Origin of the sequence: Holdemania filiformis DSM 12042, assembly GCF_000157995.1 — a bacterium.
Taxonomy (GTDB): domain Bacteria; phylum Bacillota_I; class Bacilli_A; order Erysipelotrichales; family Erysipelotrichaceae; genus Holdemania; species Holdemania filiformis.
Window position 1 is genome coordinate 158,826 of record NZ_GG657552.1, and the last position, 15,727, is coordinate 174,552.

The 15,727-nt window shown below is 55.3% G+C and carries 13 protein-coding genes; 11 read left to right on the plus strand and 2 right to left on the minus strand.

What is annotated here, in order from left to right:
• The coding region (pulA, locus tag HOLDEFILI_RS01595; protein WP_006057594.1) for a type I pullulanase at positions 1-1,921 on the plus strand (1,921 nt) is incomplete at its 5' end.
• 235 nt (positions 1,922-2,156) lie between these two features.
• Positions 2,157-3,920 (plus strand): FAD-dependent oxidoreductase, encoded by a 1,764-nt coding sequence (locus tag HOLDEFILI_RS01600; RefSeq protein WP_006057595.1) that lies wholly within the window; start codon positions 2,157-2,159, stop codon positions 3,918-3,920.
• A gap of 228 nt (positions 3,921-4,148) precedes the next feature.
• Here HOLDEFILI_RS01600 and HOLDEFILI_RS18160 read toward each other — a convergent pair whose 3' ends face one another.
• The gene (locus HOLDEFILI_RS18160; RefSeq protein WP_006057596.1) at positions 4,149-4,634 is read right to left on the minus strand and encodes a TetR/AcrR family transcriptional regulator; all 486 of its coding nucleotides are present in this window, start codon (positions 4,632-4,634) and stop codon (positions 4,149-4,151) included.
• 145 nt (positions 4,635-4,779) lie between these two features.
• Between HOLDEFILI_RS18160 and HOLDEFILI_RS01610 the strand changes: the two genes are divergently transcribed.
• The 3 genes from HOLDEFILI_RS01610 (at position 4,780) to secA (ending at position 8,393) form a co-directional block, all read left to right on the plus strand.
• Positions 4,780-5,523, plus strand: coding sequence for a PHP domain-containing protein (locus HOLDEFILI_RS01610; RefSeq protein WP_039863666.1), 744 nt, complete (start codon positions 4,780-4,782; stop codon positions 5,521-5,523).
• A gap of 137 nt (positions 5,524-5,660) precedes the next feature.
• Positions 5,661-6,014 carry a hypothetical protein gene (locus HOLDEFILI_RS01615; protein ID WP_006057599.1) on the plus strand — a complete coding sequence of 118 codons (354 nt, stop codon included), beginning with the start codon at positions 5,661-5,663 and terminating at the stop codon, positions 6,012-6,014.
• 27 nt (positions 6,015-6,041) lie between these two features.
• Entirely contained in the window at positions 6,042-8,393 is a 2,352-nt protein-coding gene (gene secA, locus HOLDEFILI_RS01620; RefSeq protein ID WP_006057600.1) for a preprotein translocase subunit SecA, read from the plus strand.
• Positions 8,394-8,517: 124 nt separating this feature from the next.
• Here secA and HOLDEFILI_RS01625 read toward each other — a convergent pair whose 3' ends face one another.
• Positions 8,518-8,964 carry a hypothetical protein gene (locus HOLDEFILI_RS01625; RefSeq protein WP_039863668.1) on the minus strand — a complete coding sequence of 149 codons (447 nt, stop codon included), beginning with the start codon at positions 8,962-8,964 and terminating at the stop codon, positions 8,518-8,520.
• Positions 8,965-9,070: 106 nt separating this feature from the next.
• Here HOLDEFILI_RS01625 and HOLDEFILI_RS01630 point away from each other — a divergent pair, with 106 nt between their 5' ends.
• From HOLDEFILI_RS01630 to HOLDEFILI_RS01655, 6 genes are all read left to right on the plus strand, one after another.
• Positions 9,071-9,988 (plus strand): transglutaminase domain-containing protein, encoded by a 918-nt coding sequence (locus HOLDEFILI_RS01630; RefSeq protein ID WP_006057602.1) that lies wholly within the window; start codon positions 9,071-9,073, stop codon positions 9,986-9,988.
• A gap of 93 nt (positions 9,989-10,081) precedes the next feature.
• Positions 10,082-11,191, plus strand: coding sequence for an N-acetylglucosamine-6-phosphate deacetylase (nagA, locus tag HOLDEFILI_RS01635; protein ID WP_006057603.1), 1,110 nt, complete (start codon positions 10,082-10,084; stop codon positions 11,189-11,191).
• Between the two features lie 170 nt (positions 11,192-11,361).
• Complete coding sequence (locus HOLDEFILI_RS01640; protein WP_039863670.1) at positions 11,362-12,585, plus strand: MFS transporter; 1,224 nt, start codon at positions 11,362-11,364, stop codon at positions 12,583-12,585.
• Between the two features lie 13 nt (positions 12,586-12,598).
• On the plus strand, positions 12,599-13,828 hold the full coding sequence (locus HOLDEFILI_RS01645; RefSeq protein WP_006057605.1) for an MFS transporter: 1,230 nt from the start codon (positions 12,599-12,601) through the stop codon (positions 13,826-13,828).
• Positions 13,829-13,903: 75 nt separating this feature from the next.
• The gene (locus HOLDEFILI_RS01650) at positions 13,904-14,569 is read left to right on the plus strand and encodes a uracil-DNA glycosylase (protein WP_006057606.1); all 666 of its coding nucleotides are present in this window, start codon (positions 13,904-13,906) and stop codon (positions 14,567-14,569) included.
• A gap of 1 nt (position 14,570) precedes the next feature.
• A partial coding sequence (locus HOLDEFILI_RS01655) for a bifunctional folylpolyglutamate synthase/dihydrofolate synthase (protein ID WP_006057607.1) occupies positions 14,571-15,727 on the plus strand: 1,157 nt, incomplete at its 3' end.

The window sequence follows — 15,727 nt, forward strand, 5'->3', positions numbered from 1 at the left end:
AGAAGCCCTGGAAATTGTGGAGGAACATGGACACCGCGCGGTGCTGCAATACCGCCGGATCGTTCAGACCACCCGGTTTGACGAGGACTATGCGTATGCGGGCGAACTGGGCGCATTCTGTGAGGAAAACCAGACACGGTTTGCGCTGTGGGCGCCGACGGCCTGCGAGGTGCAGCTGGATCTTCGCTTAGCAGACAAACAGGTGCTGGCCGCGATGACACGCGGAGAAAAAGGCGTCTGGCGTTTCACGGCGGACGGCGATTGGGATGGAGGAACCTACCTGTATCAGGTTAAGGTCAATGGGGAACTTCATCAGAGCCCGGATCCGTACGCGCTGTCGTCCACGGCCAACGGCCGCCGCAGCGGCCTGGTCAACTGGAAACGGATGGCGCAGATGCCCAAGTCCGCGCTGCCGCCCTTTACCCGTTACACCGATGCGGTGATTTATGAATTGAGTGTGCGGGATTTTACCCACCAGGCTCAGTGCGGAACGCGCACGCACGGCCAGTACCGTTCGCTGTGCGAAGTCGGTACGACGCTGCAGGGCAAGCCGACAGGCTTGGATTATCTTGCTTCGCTGGGCGTGACGCACGTGCAGCTGATGCCGGTCGCCGATTTTGCGACGGTCGATGAGGAACATCCGGAGCTGTTTTATAACTGGGGCTATGATCCGCTGCAGTACGGCTGTCCGGAAGGCAGTTATGCCAGCGATCCCAATGATCCGCGCTGCCGCGTTCGCGAATTAAAGCAGCTGATCGCCACACTCCATGCGCGCGGACTGCGCGTCAATCTGGACGTCGTGTTCAACCATCACTATGATATCCAGTTCTCTGCGTTCGGCCAGTGCGTGCCGTATTACTATTTCCGCACTACGCCGTCGGGTTTTCTGTCCAACGGTTCCTTCTGCGGCAACGATACGGATTCGATAAAACGGATGATGCGCAAGTACATCGTCGATATCGTGTGCCGCTGGATTGAGGTTTATGACGTCGACGGCTTCCGGTTTGACTTAATGGGCATTCATGACGTCGACACGATGAACGCCGTCGTCGCGGCGGGCCGCCAACTCAAGCCGGAGTTAATGGTCTATGGCGAGGGCTGGGATCTGCCGACGGCACTCAACGACGATCTCAAAGCCTGTCAGCGCAACAACGCGAAAATGCCGCAGGTGGCGCATTTCAATGATTACTTCCGCGACGTCGTCAAAGGCAAGACCTCCGATTTCGACGTGCAGGCCAAGGGCTATGCTACAGGCAACCTGTTTCAGGCCCACGATATGCCGTCCGCATTGTGCGCCAACACGCTGAACAAGGAAATGTATAAGATTTATCAACAACCTACCCAAAGTATCAACTATGTCGAATGTCATGACAACGCGACAAGCTGGGATAAGATGAAGGACTGCTGCAAGGATGAGGTGCGGGAGATCCGCGTGAAACGCCAGAAGCTGATGATCGCCGTGACGCTGGTCGCTCAGGGCGTGCCGTTTTTACAGAGCGGCCAGGAATTCTGCCGGACAAAATACGGCTATCACAATACCTACAACGCGCCGGATAACGTGAACCAGATCGATTGGGAACGCAAGAACCGGCACAATGAGGTCGTCGAATTTACCCGCGACTGTCTGCGGCTGCGCAAGCTGATCCGTGCGTTCCGCTTTGCCAGCACCGAGGAAATCGAGAGTCATGTCCATTTTGAAGTGACGGAAGGCCAGATGCTGCTGTATCAGCTCAACGACGTGGAAGCTTACGGCGGCTATCAGACGATCAAGGTGTTCTTCAATCCGTCGCTGACTGTGCAGTATGTCGAACTGGAGGAAGATTATCAACAGATTTTCAACGAAGCCGGCCTGTTGACCACGCCGGTCATGGTTCGCAATCTGGCGGTCAATCCGATCACCATGGTGGTCGTCGTCAAATAATCCCAAAGCGCGGGCAGCCGCGCTTTTTTGTGCGAAAAAGAAAGTGAACCAGAAGCGTTTATAATCGAATCCTCTGCGAAAGGCTGGGGGAGAGTCTGACAGAAGTCCTGCGGAAGGCAGCTCAGGATTTCTGTTTTTTTGCTTTTGTTCATGAATTCGCAAATTTTCTTGACAGCGGCAAGCGCTTTGTTATAATAAAACCGAACATGTTCGGTTTTGGAAAAGGAGAGGAACTATGAGAAAAAGAATTCAGATCATCTTGGCAGCTTTGCTTGGATTCAGCATGACTGCCTGCGCGAAAACGCCGGCGGCGGAAACAGAAGCCAGCGCGCTCAGCGGTGTCCAGGACGGCGTGTATGAAGGCGTAGGAACGGGCCATGGCGGAGAGGTAAATGTAGAAGTTGAAATTAAGCAGGAGAAAATCACGCAGGTCAGCGTCAAGGAACACCAGGAAACCGCGGGAATCAGCGATAAGGCGTTGGAAACAATCCCGGCGGCGATTGTAGAAACGCAGTCGCTGGCGGTCGATACGGTTTCCGGTGCAACCGAGTCTTCCAATGCTATTTTAGAGGGGGCAGCCGCGGCGCTGACGCTGGCCAAGGCGGATATCGAAATGCTGAAAACACCGCGGGAAACAACGGATACACCGCGGGAAACGATTGAAAAAGAGGCTGATATCGTCGTGATCGGCGGCGGTGCGGCGGGATTAACCGCGGCGATCGAAGCCTCTGCGGACGGCGCCAACGTGATTTTGATTGAGAAAACAGGCAGCCTGGGCGGCAGCACCGCACTTTCCGAAGGGCGGATCTTAGCTGCCGACAGCGTGCTTCAGCGGGAACAGGGAATCGAGGATTCACCTGAACTGTTCGCGGACTTTATGATTTCGATGGGCGACGGACTTGTCAACGAAGACAAACTGCGCCTGCTCGCGGAAAATTCCAGCGCGAATATCGACTGGCTGATCGCGCAGGGCGTTTCGTTCTCCGACGAGATCACCACGCCGAATCCAGCGATGAAGCCGAACCGGGGATTGATCGTCGACGGAAAAACCGGCGTGAATTTAATCAAACCGCTGGAAGCCCGAGCGCTGGAACAGGGCGTTGAAATCCTGCTGGAAACCCGCGGCACTCATTTAATTGTCAATGACGGCGTCATTGCGGGCGTGCAGGCAGAACAGAAAAATGCCGATGTGACGCTCAACGCACCGGCGGTGATTCTGGCAACGGGCGGTTATGACCGCAATCCTGAGCTGATGCAAGAATATTCTCCAACCTATGCCAATGCGCGGACGAATACCGGCGCCGGCAACACCGGCGACGGCCTGATCATGGCCCGCGAGATCGGCGCAAACATCATCGGCAACGACAGCGCGATTGCGCAGATTCTGCCTTATGGCGGCGCTTTGGGCGACTTGTTCACCTATTCCGGTCTGTTTGTCAGCGTCAAAGGGGAACGCTTTATGGATGAATCCAGCCCGCGGCCGGTCCGCACGCCGATCGTTCTGCGTGAAACCGGAGCTCCGGAGTTTTTCATCATTCTGGACAATGCCGGCGAATCAGAAGGCTTGAACGCAGCGCTGGAAGACGGCTCAGCGTACAAAGCGGATACGTTGGAAGCCCTGGCTTCATTGACCGGGATGGACGCCGAGCTGTTGACGGCCTCCGTGAACCGGTATAATGAACTCGCCTCTGCCGGCAACGATGAAGATTTCGGCAAAGCGGCCGAGCTGATGAGCGAAGTGACGGCTGCGCCGTATTATGCCGTCAGATGTACGATGAACACCGCCGGAACCTTCGGCGGCCCGCAGACCAATCTGAAGTATGAAGTTCTGAATACGACGGGTCAGGCAATTCCAGGCCTGTATGCGGCTGGGGAAGTCAGCACCGGCGATCTGATCAATAAAGAATATCCGGGCAGCGGCACCTCGATCGCAAACTGCATCAATTCCGGCCGGATCGCCGCCGCCAGCGCCCTCGCTTACGGCAAGACGCTGAAATAATCGGTTATTCAGACCACACCAACGCCGGAGTGATGGCGTTAAGCTATTTGGAATATTTAAAAAAAGAAGCTGGCTCACAAGACTGATCAAAGTCTTGCTTAGCCAGCTTTCATTGTATGGGAAAGAAGCGGAAGCCTGGGTTAAAGCGAAGCGTCAGAAACGGCGATCAGCTGGATCAAATGCTCCACCTGACACGATAAATTGCCGCGCAGATCATAATGGCCGTCTTCAATGCAGTAGCGGATCATGTTGCCGATGACGAGGATGAAAGAAATGATTGACGATGGCTTCGCATTCAAATTCCATTTTCATCTGACCCTGCGCCTGTGCTTTTTCAAGCAGCTCCCGGATGACCGCCCGCTGGCGCTCCAAAGGCAGCCGCGTATGATTGATGTTGTAGGTGTAGATGTATTTCAGCCGTTTTAGCGGCGTGTTCAGCGTGCCTTGAATCTGAAATTCCAGGTAGGTCCGCAGTGCGTCCCAGACGGCCAGGTTCTGAAGCTGGTTTTGCCGGAGCGTTTCCACCTGTTGAGCGTTCGATAAGTAAAATTCAATAACCAGATCGTCGATGGATTGAAAGTAATGGTAAAAACTGCCGATGGAAACCCCGGCCGCCTGGCATAACTCACGCACCGTTATTTCGTCAAAGGTGCCCGCATCTAACCGCAGCTGTGCCTGAGCCAGTATTTTTTCTTTGTTCGATGGTTTTCTCATGCGAAAATTATAGCATAAATTATGGTAAAATAAAGCCGGTACGTTTTGAAGGCCGGCGCGGCAAATGCAGCAGAAGCGTAAGCTGCCGGGAATTTCAAACGCAAAATAGAAAAGTCAGATTCTGAATTTGATAAGGAGGACCAGGATGATTTCAAATGTTCATTCCCATTCCCGCTGGTGCCGGCATGGCCGGGGAACGCTGGAAGAGTATGTGAAGGAAGGGCTGCGCTGCGGTCTGGAAGAAATGGCGGTGTGCGAGCATGTGGCCAGCGAACGGCCGATGGGTCCGCGGATGACCTGGGGCGAAATGCCGGCGTTTCTGGCGGAGGCGGATGACGTCATTTTGCGCTATGGTGATCAGATCCCGCTTTTCAAAGCGCTGGAATGCGAATATTTCCCGGAAGAAATGAATCGGTTTGCCGATCTGCGCGATCATCAGAACGTGAAGCTGTGGATTCTGGGACAACATGAAAGCGCCGATCATCGTTACGATTATTTCGCAATGCAGGACCGGGATCGGGAAACCCGGCAATATACCGAAGATGTGATCGCCGCGCTGAACACAGGATTCTTTCAGCTGCTTGCCCATCCCGATGTGATCATGGTGAATTACGAGCAGCCGACGCCGCTTCTGCTGGAATGCATGGACCGGATCTTTGCGGAATGTGAAAGACGGGGTGTGGCGGTGGAAATCAACGCAAACGGCCTGCGCCGCTCGGTTGGCTATCCGAACGCCCAGATCTGGGAACTCAGCAAGCGCTACGAGCTGACGGCGATCATCAGCTCGGACGCCCATGATCCGCGCAATCTGGTCGACGGCGCGGTGCGTCAGGCGGAACAGCTGGCGGCGGACTGGGGAATCACAGTGACGCCCAAACTGACGTTTTAAACAGGAAGCGAATCCAGTGAAACGACGCTGTTTCGCGGATGAGACTGACTTCGAAGCGTGATTGCCAAAGCTGCTGAAACAGTGTATGATTAAACGGATATCAAGTTGACGAGGAAAGCGAAAGGAGGCGGAAGCCGATGATTTCTGGTTTTTTACGATGGCTGACGCTGAGCTTCTGCCTGCTTTTATCCTGGAGCTTGCTTGCCATACCGCAGACCCGGCTGCCGCAGCCGGCCCTGACGATACAGACGGAGGCGGCCGGTGAGAAGGAAGCGCAGCTGCAAAGTGCGGAAACGCTGAATAAGAAACGCTCCGGGACGCCTTCAACGCCGTTGATGACCGGCGGTGTTCAGCCGGTCCTGGCTCAGACGCCGCTCAACTTGTGGAACGCCGTGCCGGTTATCCATCGCCGAGCACAGAGAGCGAAACCGAAAATTTTAGCCGTGCCGGTCGGCCGGTTAGCTCCGCCGGCTCCTGTTTGGACCTTTTAAAGAAAATAAACAAACAGGAGGAAAATCATGAATCTTTTACAATCACTGAGTCCCGACGGCCGCCAGTTAGCCAAAGCTGAGAAGCTGGCGAAGAAAATTGAAGCGCTGAGCGGGGAATACAAAGCCCTGAGCGACGCTGAGCTTCAGGCAAAAACCAGTCAGTTCCGCCAGCGCTTAAGCCAGGGCGAAAGCCTGGACGAGCTGCTTCCGGAAGCCTTCGCCACCGCGCGCGAAGCGGCGGAACGGGTGATCGGCGAACGGCCGTATCCCGTCCAGCTGATGGGCGGTGTCCTGCTTCATCAAGGCGATATCGCAGAGATGAAAACCGGCGAAGGGAAGACGCTGACCTCAATTCTGCCTGTCTACCTCAACGCCCTGGAAGGCCAAGGCGTGCACGTCGTGACCGTCAACCCTTATCTGGCCCACCGCGACGCCCAGTGGATGGGACAAATTTATCAGTTTCTGGGTCTGAGCGTCGGCTGCAACGACCGCACTCTGACTTCAGCGCAGAAGCGTGCGGCGTTTGCCTGTGACATCACCTATACGACCAACTCCGAGCTGGGCTTCGATTACCTGCGCGACAACATGGTCATGAATCTGGAAAGCCGCGTTCTGCGCGGACTCCATTTCGCGCTGGTCGATGAAGTCGACTCCGTGCTGGTTGACGAAGCCCGCACGCCGCTGATCATTTCCGGCGCCGGAGAAATGCTGGACAAGCAATATTTGATCGCTGATCAGTTCGTCAAGGCGCTGCGCAAAGATGAGGTTGAAGTCGATCACCAGGAACGTCAGGTCTATCTGACGGAAAAAGGCATCGTGCATGCCGAGCGGTTCTTCAAGGTCGCGCATCTCTACGATCACAGCCACGCCGATCTGGTGCATTATATCCAGCAGGCGCTGAAAGCCAATTACGTCATGATGCGCGATGTTGAATATGTCGTCGAGGATGGCGAGGTGATCATCGTCGATCAGTTCACCGGCCGTAAAATGGAAGGCCGCGAGTTCTCGGATGGGCTGCATCAGGCGATTCAGGCCAAGGAAGGGGTCGGGATCAAGCAGGAAACCAAGACGCTGGCGACGATTACCTACCAGAATTTTTTCCGTCTGTATGACAAGCTGGCCGGGATGACCGGTACAGCCAAGACGGAGGAACAGGAATTCTTAAGCATCTACAACATGCGCACGATCGTTGTGCCGACGAACAAGCCGATCGCCCGGATTGATTATCCGGACGCGGTTTATAAGACCAAAGGCGAAAAATACGACGCGATCGTGGAAGAAGTCGCACAGCTGCACGCCCAGGGCCAGCCGGTGTTAGTCGGTACCCCCTCGGTGGAAATCAGTGAAATCCTTTCCCAGCGCCTGACGCAGAAAAAGATCCCGCATCCCGTACTGAACGCGAAGAACCATGTGCAGGAAGCCGAGATCATCGCCCGGGCCGGGCAGAAGGGCGCGGTCACGATCGCGACGAACATGGCCGGCCGAGGCACCGACATCAAGCTGGGCGAAGGCGTCGTCGAGCTGGGCGGGCGTGGCCGTCTTAAGGGTGCGGAACGGCATGAATCCAAGCGGATCGACAACCAGCTGCGCGGCCGTGCGGGCCGTCAGGGCGATCCGGGCTTTTCCCGTTTCTATGTGTCGATGCAGGATGATTTCATCATTCAGTACGCTTCCGATTTGCAGAAGGAAAGCATTGCGAAGTTCTGCGAGGATAAACTGCCGGCGGAAAAGCTGCGCAAAACGATCGATCTGATTCAGAAGCGCGCCGAGGATCTGCATTACGATTCCCGTAAGCGTGTGCTGGAATATGACGATGTTCTGATGGAACAACGCCGGATTATCTTTGGTCAGCGCGATCAGATTTTAATCCAGGACGACCTCAGCGAACTGGTCGGTTCCCTGATGGATCAGGCGGCGGCCAGTCTGGCCGCGTCGCTGATGAACGCCAAACGCGCTAATCCTGCGCAATGGGAAACCATCCTGCAGGAAGCAAGCAAGACCTGGCTGCTCAGCGAGATTGATAAGGAGCTCGATCAAGCGAAGGACGAGAAGACCCTTCAGGCCATCCTGACGCAGGAATTCCATCGTCAGCATCAGCTGAAAAAGGATGAAGCACCCGAACAGATCGCCCAGCTGGAAAAGATGATTCTGCTTTCCGTGATCGACCATCAGTGGAACGACCACGTCGATTCGATGAACCGCCTGCGCGAGGGCATCTATCTGCGTTCCTACGCGCAGATTAAACCCGAGGACGCCTACCGTCAGGAAGGCTTTGAGCGGTTCACAAACATGATGGCCAACATTACCGATCAGGCAGTGCTGACGCTGCTGCACATTCAGAAGCGCGAGCCGCAGCCGCCGGTCAATCCGGAAGCTTAACTCTCGAAATCATTTCAAGAAAAAAAGAGAACGGCCGGTTTTCCATCTGGAAATTCCGATCCGTTCTCTTTTACGAGGTCTTGAGCTTAAGCTGACGATCACTCTGCGGCTTTAACCCAGGCGGTCATCCCAGCATCGCCGCGTAAACCTGGCCTTCGTGGGAATAAATCCGCAGGCAGCTGCCGCCCTCGTCGCTTTTCATAAAGCAGTCGGCGATCACGTCGGTTTCCGCATCGGTCCGGGTTTCGATCACCGTTTCCATCAACGCCTGCAGCGACGGTTTGTCCGTGATCACCTGGTATTCCGCCATTAAGATAAACGTCGGCTTGGATGCCTGCGATCCATCGAAGTCATAATGCACAGTGTTCAGGCAGTCGTCGAAGCTGCGCAGCGCTAATTGCCGATACGGCGGATTCATCATGTGGCGCAGGAAATCATACGCCTTTTCCTTATCCGGCGCGACGACGCACAGCCGCATCAAACCCGTCACCGCTTCGGGACACAGGGCAAAATCCGCCGCGGCCGGGCGGTAATCCATCATTTCTTTTAAGGACATGGTTCTTTGAAGCATGAGTTGCGCCTCCTTTGCGTTCTTATTATACAAAAATTGAAAGGGAAACGAAAGAAAGAAATCGGCGGGACGTGGTATACTGAAACCGTGAAAGGGGACAGGCGGTATGAAAAAGAAATGGAAATGGCTTTTAGGCCTATGTTTTATGTTGACGGCCTGTTCCGGAAAGTCGCTTGCGCTGCCTGAGGTTCTGGGCGGCAAGCGGGAAACAGTGACGTTCAGCGATTCGCTTTATCGCCCTGATCAGGAATTTGAAAAGATCAGCTGCGACGTCCGCGAGGGATGTTATGCCGTGGACAGCGAAATGGAAGCGGGACTGCTGATCGGCAATCTTGTCCGCAGCGGTCAGCGGGAAGCCGCGATCGTCGCGGATGAGGATCTGGATCTGGATAAAATTTTCATCTATGCCTTAGCGCTTTCGCCTTCGACCTTTGAAGCCCAGTACACGCAGCGGCGGATGATGAACGGCACGCGCCGCACGATCTTCACAGTCACGATGGAGGATGAGCAGCAGCTGCAGCGAAACCGCGTTCAGGCCCGCCGCATTGTAGAGGAAAACGTGAGTGCGGAAATGGATCAGACGGAAACCATCCGCGTGCTCCACGACTGGCTGGTGCTGCATACCCAATACGACGAGGAAGCCGTCGCCTTGAATGAAGAGGAACGCCGTCAGAGTCTGGCTTTCCGCGCCTCCGGCGTCTTTGAGCGGGGGAAGGCGACCTGTTCAGGTTATATGGAAGCGATGGATCTGCTTCTGGAGGCCGCCGGGATCGGCTCCATCCGTGTTTTCAGCAATACGATGGATCATGCCTGGAATCTGGTCAGTCTGGATGGGGAAATGCGTTACCTCGACGCGACGTTTGACGATCCGGTGCCGGATCAGCCCGGCCGGGTGATGTACGACTTTTTTCTGATCGAGCCGGATACGTTAAAACAACGAGGGAAATACGAATTCGATCCGGCCACGCCGACGACGATTTCCCAGACGGAATACGAAGCCTTTTTCAATTATTGTCTGCGGTGAAAAGCACGGCTCAGCCGTGTCTTTTTTGGGGTTCAGTGGACAAGCCTGAAAGAGGTGATATACTGAAGCTAAAGAAAAAAGTGGAGGTACAATATGATCATTCAAAGCACTCACGTCTGGATTGATGATTGTCTTCAGCCCGCTCAGCTGGAAATTGCCGACGGTCTCATTCAAGCGGTTTTGCCGTATGGGGAAAAGCAGCCGGATCACGATTATCAGGAGCTGTGGATTCTTCCGGGATTCATTGATATTCACACGCACGGCTGGAACCGCTGCGAGGCAGGCAAACCGACGCTGGAAGCGATGCGCCGCTGGCAGAAGCACATGCCGGAAGAAGGCGTGACCGCGTTTCTCGCGACCACCGCGACGCAGAGCCAGCGCCAGAACGAACAAGCCCTGCTGGTTCTTAGAGAAGCGATCGAAGCCCCGGGGGAAGGGGCGGAAATCCTGGGCATCAATATGGAAGGCAATTTCATTTCGCATCAGTTTCATGGCGCGCAGGATCTTTACACGATCGTTAAACCTGATCCGGAGGTACTGCTTCACTATCAGGATTTAGCCGGCGGGCATATCATGACGGTGACCTGCGCCGTTGAGTTTGACGAGGATTATGCGTTTGTTAAAACGGCCGCAGCGCATCATATCCGCGTTTCCTGCGGTCACAGCGGCGCCAGCTTTGATCAGGTCAAGGACGCCGTCGCTGCCGGAGCTACCGGCATTACACACTGCGGCAACGGCATGCGCCCCTTCCATCATCGCAATCCCGGAATTTTCGGCGCAGCCTTGAATCTGGACGAACTCTACGCTGAGGTGATCGGCGACGGAATTCATGTGCATTTTGAAACGGCGCATCTGATCGGAACGATGAAAGGCGCGGATAAACTGATCCTGGTCACCGATTCCGCTGAATGCAAGGATGATCCGGCGGCGGCGCAGTACAGCCGGGAAGGCGCATTCCGGCTGCCGGACGGGACTTTATTCGGCTCTGCCTTATATGTGAATCAGGGCGTGGATAACCTGCATCGCAAAGCCCGGCTGCCGCTGGTAACGGCGATTCATGCGGCGACGATCAACCCTGCGCGCTATTTGGGGGTCGATGACCGCAAAGGCTCGCTGGAAGCGGGAAAAGATGCGGATCTTGTCGTCTGTGATGAAAATATTCAATTGCAAGCGGTGTTCTGCAAGGGGGTTCGTCAGGCTTGATAAGCGGTTTTCCCACTGCCTAAGATAATTCAAAGAGAACCGGAAAAGACGGCCTTGCCTAAAAGGATTCATTTCCGGTTTTTTTATTCATTTTCCGGATTGACAACGTGAATGGTTGTGCTATGATACTCAAGACCAAAAAGGAATTCATTTTCCAGGGGGATTGTTTTATGAAAGCGCTGAGCTCCAACGAACGTCTGTTAATTCTGATCAACTGTTTCTACAACCTCGCCAACGCGATGTCGGCGGTCTTCATGAATGTTTATCTGTATGCCTATACCGGATCGCTGGTGGTGATGTCGATCTATACGATCGTGCGCATCGGCCTGTATCCGTTCTTCTTCACCATCGGCGGCAAGTGGGCGCAGAGGCACCGCTTCTCGCAGACCCTGACGGCCGGGCTGGTCTTCATCATGATCAGTCTGTTATTCGTCCTGGGCGCCAGCGATCAGTTTGAACGTGTTCCGCAGCTGGTCTATGTCGTCGCAGCGTTAGTCGGAATGGGCGAAGGCCTGTACTGGCTGAGTATCAACAGCCTGAACCAGATTGTTTCAACGGCGAAAACCCGCTCACTGTTTATCTCCGATATCGGCATTTTCAACAACCTGTCGGCGATCATCGCGCCGTTGATCTCGACCTTGATTATCGAGCTGGCCGGGACGGATACGGCGGGCTATGTGGAAATCTTCAAGATTGTCTTAGTGATCTACGGTTTGATCGCACTGCTTTCCACGCGCATCAGCGCCCGCAGCGTCAACCGCGGTTTCTCCGTGCTCAAACGCATGCGGCTGGACGATCCGCAATGGCGTTACTGTATGACTTCGACGTTTCTTTACGGAATGCGTGATTCGCTGATCTTAACGCTGGCCGGTTTGTTAGTGTATAATGCGACCAACGGCAGCGGCAGCGCTTATGGCAAGCTGCTGGCGATCTTCGCGGTGCTGACGATTCTGGCCTATGCCTGGGTATCGCGGACGATGCGCCGCAGCAACCGGATGCGCTATTATCAGATCGGTTCGCTGTTAATCGCATCCAGCACGATCGTGCTGGTGCTCTGGCCGACGCTGGCCGGGGCGATCTATTACGGGGTCGTCAACGCGATCGCCACGCCGATGTATGCCAATCCGTATACGATCATCATGATGAACGCGATCCAGGACTACGCCGACCAGGAGAATATCGTCGGCCGCGTGATCGCCAAGGAGGCCTATCTGTCGATCGGCCGCTGCCTGGGCATGGTGCTGATCGTGCTGTGTTCCCTCCTTTTGCCGGAAACGCTGTATCTGCCGACAGCGGTAGTGATGTGTTCGCTGTTCCCGGTCATTCTGACGCTCTATGCGACGGTTTATCATCGTGAACGCGACCGGCAGAAGCAGCTGGGTCTTGTAAAGTAGGGGTTGGTCAAGTATGCGTAAGCAGAAATTCACGCGCGATGAAACGACAACGATCCTCATCGCCTGTCTGTTTAATCTGGCCAACGCGATGTCGGCGGTGTTCATGAACGTCTATTTATACGCCTATACCGGCTCGTTAATCGTCATGTCGGTCTACACGATCGTGCGGATCGGTTTGTTTCCCTTATTCTTCACGCTCGGCGGCAAGTGGGCGCAGAAACACAGCTTTGCCGGACCGTTGGCCACAGGCCTGGTCTTCATCATGCTCAGCCTGTTGTTCGTGCTGGCGGCGCAGGATCAGTTTGCCGTGCATCCGGAGCTGGTCTACGGCGTGGCGGCGCTGACGGGAATCGGCGAAGGCTTGTTCTGGTTAAGCCTGAACAGTTTGAATCAGATCGTGTCCTCGCCCCAGTCCCGCTCCCGCTTTCTTTCCAGCGTCGGCATCTGCAACAACATCGCCGCAATCGCTGCGCCGCTGATCTCAACGATGATCATTGATCTGGCGGCTTCGGATACCGCGGGTTATGTGGAAATCTTCAAGATCGTCTTAGTGATATACGCCGGGATCGCGTTGATCTCGCTGCGCGTCAAGGCCCGCAGCGCGCCGCAGCCGTTCTCCGTGCTGAAACGGATGAAGCTGGACGATCCGCAATGGCGCTACTGCATGATCACGACGTTCTTCTACGGCATGCACAATTCGCTGTCGCTGACGCTGGCCGGGCTGTTGGTGTATAACGCAACCCAGGGCAGCGGCAGTACGTATGGCAAACTGCTGGCGTTCTTCGCCCTGATCTCCATTGTCGCGTTCGCGTTGGTTTCGCGCGCCATGCACCGCCGCAACCGCATGACCTTTTACCGGATCGGCGCCGTACTGATCGCTTCCAGCGCCGTTGTGCTGGTGCTCTGTCCGACACTGGGCGGAGCCGTTTATTACGGCGTGGTCAACGCGCTGTCGACGCCGATGTACGCCAATCCGTATCAGATCATCGTGATGAACGCGATCGCCGATTATGCCGCGCAGGAAAATATCGTCGGCCGGGTGATCGTGCGGGAAACCTATCAGTCGATCGGCCGCTGTCTGGGCATGGCGGCGATTGTGCTGTGCTCCTGGATTCTTCCGGAAACGCTGTATCTGCCCGTCGCCGTGATCTTCTGTTCCTGCTTTCCGATCGCGATGGCTGTTTACGCGACGATCTATCATCGCCGGCGCGATCAGCTCAAAGCGCAGGGATTGGTGAAATAGGACGAACAGTGCTATAATGAAACCGGAAAAAATCCGGTTTTTTATTTTGTCAGGAAGACCCTAAGGAGGAGTACGATGTTTCAGAATGAATGGACCCCGTTTTTGAAAGAGGAATTTCAAAAGCCTTATTTCCAGCAGTTATCCGCTTTTCTGCGCCAACAGTATGCGACGACGAAGGTGTATCCGCCGCGTCTGCAGGTGTTTTCAGCGTTTGAGTTTACCAACTATTCCGACGTAAAGGTCGTCATCCTGGGACAGGACCCTTATCATCAGCCCAATCAGGCGCACGGGATGTGTTTCTCAGTGCGCAAGGGCGTCAAGGTGCCGCCAAGTCTCGTTAATATTTATAAGGAGCTGCATGACGATCTGGGCTGTACGATTCCCCATCACGGCTATCTGATGAAATGGGCTCAGCAGGGCGTGTTTCTGATGAACACCGTGCTGACGGTCGAAGATTCCAAACCGCTGTCGCACCGCGGCAAGGGGTGGGAAGAATTCACCGACGAGGTCATGCGCAGGCTGAACGACCATCCTGATCCGCTGGTCTTTATCCTGTGGGGCCGCAACGCTCAGGACAAGGGCCGCTGGATCACCAATCCGAAGCATTTGATCCTGAAATCGCCGCATCCTTCGCCGCTGTCGGCCAGCTACGGCTTTTTCGGTACCCATCCGTTCTCCAAGGCCAATCAATTTCTGATCGATCAGGGCCGCACGCCGATCGACTGGCAGATTGAGGACTGAAATGACAACAATCCAGGAAGCCGTCGATTGGATTACAGCCCGGCATAATTTTCACCATGGCTTCGATCACTTTCAGCGATTTATGGCCAGCCAGGGCGATCCGCAGGACCAGCTGCGCGCGATTCATGTCGCCGGCACCAACGGCAAGGGCAGCACTGTCAGCTATCTTGCCAGCGTCCTGCGCGAAGCCGGCTATACGGTCGGCACGTTCACCTCGCCGCATCTGGTCGCCCATCAGGACCGGATCCGGATTCAGGAGCGCTGGATCGACGACGCCACGTTTGTCCGCTATGTCGATACCTACCGGGATTTACTGGAACAATGGGATCTGGCGATGTTTGAGATTGATTTCTTTTTCGCCTGTCTGTGGTTTATCGAACAGAAGGTTGATATCGCGGTGATCGAGGTGGGGCTGGGCGGTCTTCTGGACTCGACGAATACGCTGCGCCATCCCCTGTGCAGCGTGATTGTGTCGATCGGTCTGGACCACATGGAACGCCTAGGCAACACGGAGGAAGCGATCGCCTTGCAGAAAGCGGGGATTATCAAAACCGGCGGGCTGGTCGTCAGCGGCGTGACGCAGCCGGAATGCCAGGCGGTGATCAAAACGGTCTGCGCCGAAAAGCTGGCGCGGCTGATTCCGGTTCCCGTCGTTACGGTTCAGCCGGGATCCGAGGTTCACTTTACGTTGGAGGATCAGACCTATACGCTGCATACCCGTGCTCAATATCAGGCCCGCAACGCGGCGGTGGCCCTGACGTGTCTGCGGGCCTTGAAGCAGCAGGGAGCGTTGACCCTCAGCGAGAAAGCGCTGCGCCAAGGACTGCGGAAAGCAGTCTGGGCCGGCCGGTTTGAAGTTCTTCAGGAGCATCCGCTGACGATCATCGACGGAGCGCACAATGCGCCGGGAATTCAAGCGCTGTGCATATCCGTTCAAGATCTGCCCCATCCGCGCGTCATCGTGTTTACCGCGCTGAAGGATAAGGAAACCGAGGTCATGGCCAAACAGCTGAAACAGATCAGCGACAGTCTGATCATCACGCAATTCGACTATTTCCGTGCCCAGACGGGTGTACAGCTGGTGATCGAAGGCAGTGAATTGATCGAAGACTGGAAAACTGCGGTCCGCACAGCCCGCGACAAGGCCGGGGCTGAGGG

What these genes read in the sequence shown, in the direction of transcription:
- HOLDEFILI_RS01600 (WP_006057595.1), top strand. Translation starts at nt 2,157, where the DNA reads ATGAGAAAAAGAATTCAGATCATCTTGGCAGCTTTGCTTGGATTCAGC.
- HOLDEFILI_RS18160 (WP_006057596.1), bottom strand. Translation starts at nt 4,634, where the DNA reads ATGAGAAAACCATCGAACAAAGAAAAAATACTGGCTCAGGCACAGCTG.
- HOLDEFILI_RS01610 (WP_039863666.1), top strand. Translation starts at nt 4,780, where the DNA reads ATGATTTCAAATGTTCATTCCCATTCCCGCTGGTGCCGGCATGGCCGG.
- HOLDEFILI_RS01615 (WP_006057599.1), top strand. Translation starts at nt 5,661, where the DNA reads ATGATTTCTGGTTTTTTACGATGGCTGACGCTGAGCTTCTGCCTGCTT.
- secA (WP_006057600.1), top strand. Translation starts at nt 6,042, where the DNA reads ATGAATCTTTTACAATCACTGAGTCCCGACGGCCGCCAGTTAGCCAAA.
- HOLDEFILI_RS01625 (WP_039863668.1), bottom strand. Translation starts at nt 8,964, where the DNA reads ATGCTTCAAAGAACCATGTCCTTAAAAGAAATGATGGATTACCGCCCG.
- HOLDEFILI_RS01630 (WP_006057602.1), top strand. Translation starts at nt 9,071, where the DNA reads ATGAAAAAGAAATGGAAATGGCTTTTAGGCCTATGTTTTATGTTGACG.
- nagA (WP_006057603.1), top strand. Translation starts at nt 10,082, where the DNA reads ATGATCATTCAAAGCACTCACGTCTGGATTGATGATTGTCTTCAGCCC.
- HOLDEFILI_RS01640 (WP_039863670.1), top strand. Translation starts at nt 11,362, where the DNA reads ATGAAAGCGCTGAGCTCCAACGAACGTCTGTTAATTCTGATCAACTGT.
- HOLDEFILI_RS01645 (WP_006057605.1), top strand. Translation starts at nt 12,599, where the DNA reads ATGCGTAAGCAGAAATTCACGCGCGATGAAACGACAACGATCCTCATC.
- HOLDEFILI_RS01650 (WP_006057606.1), top strand. Translation starts at nt 13,904, where the DNA reads ATGTTTCAGAATGAATGGACCCCGTTTTTGAAAGAGGAATTTCAAAAG.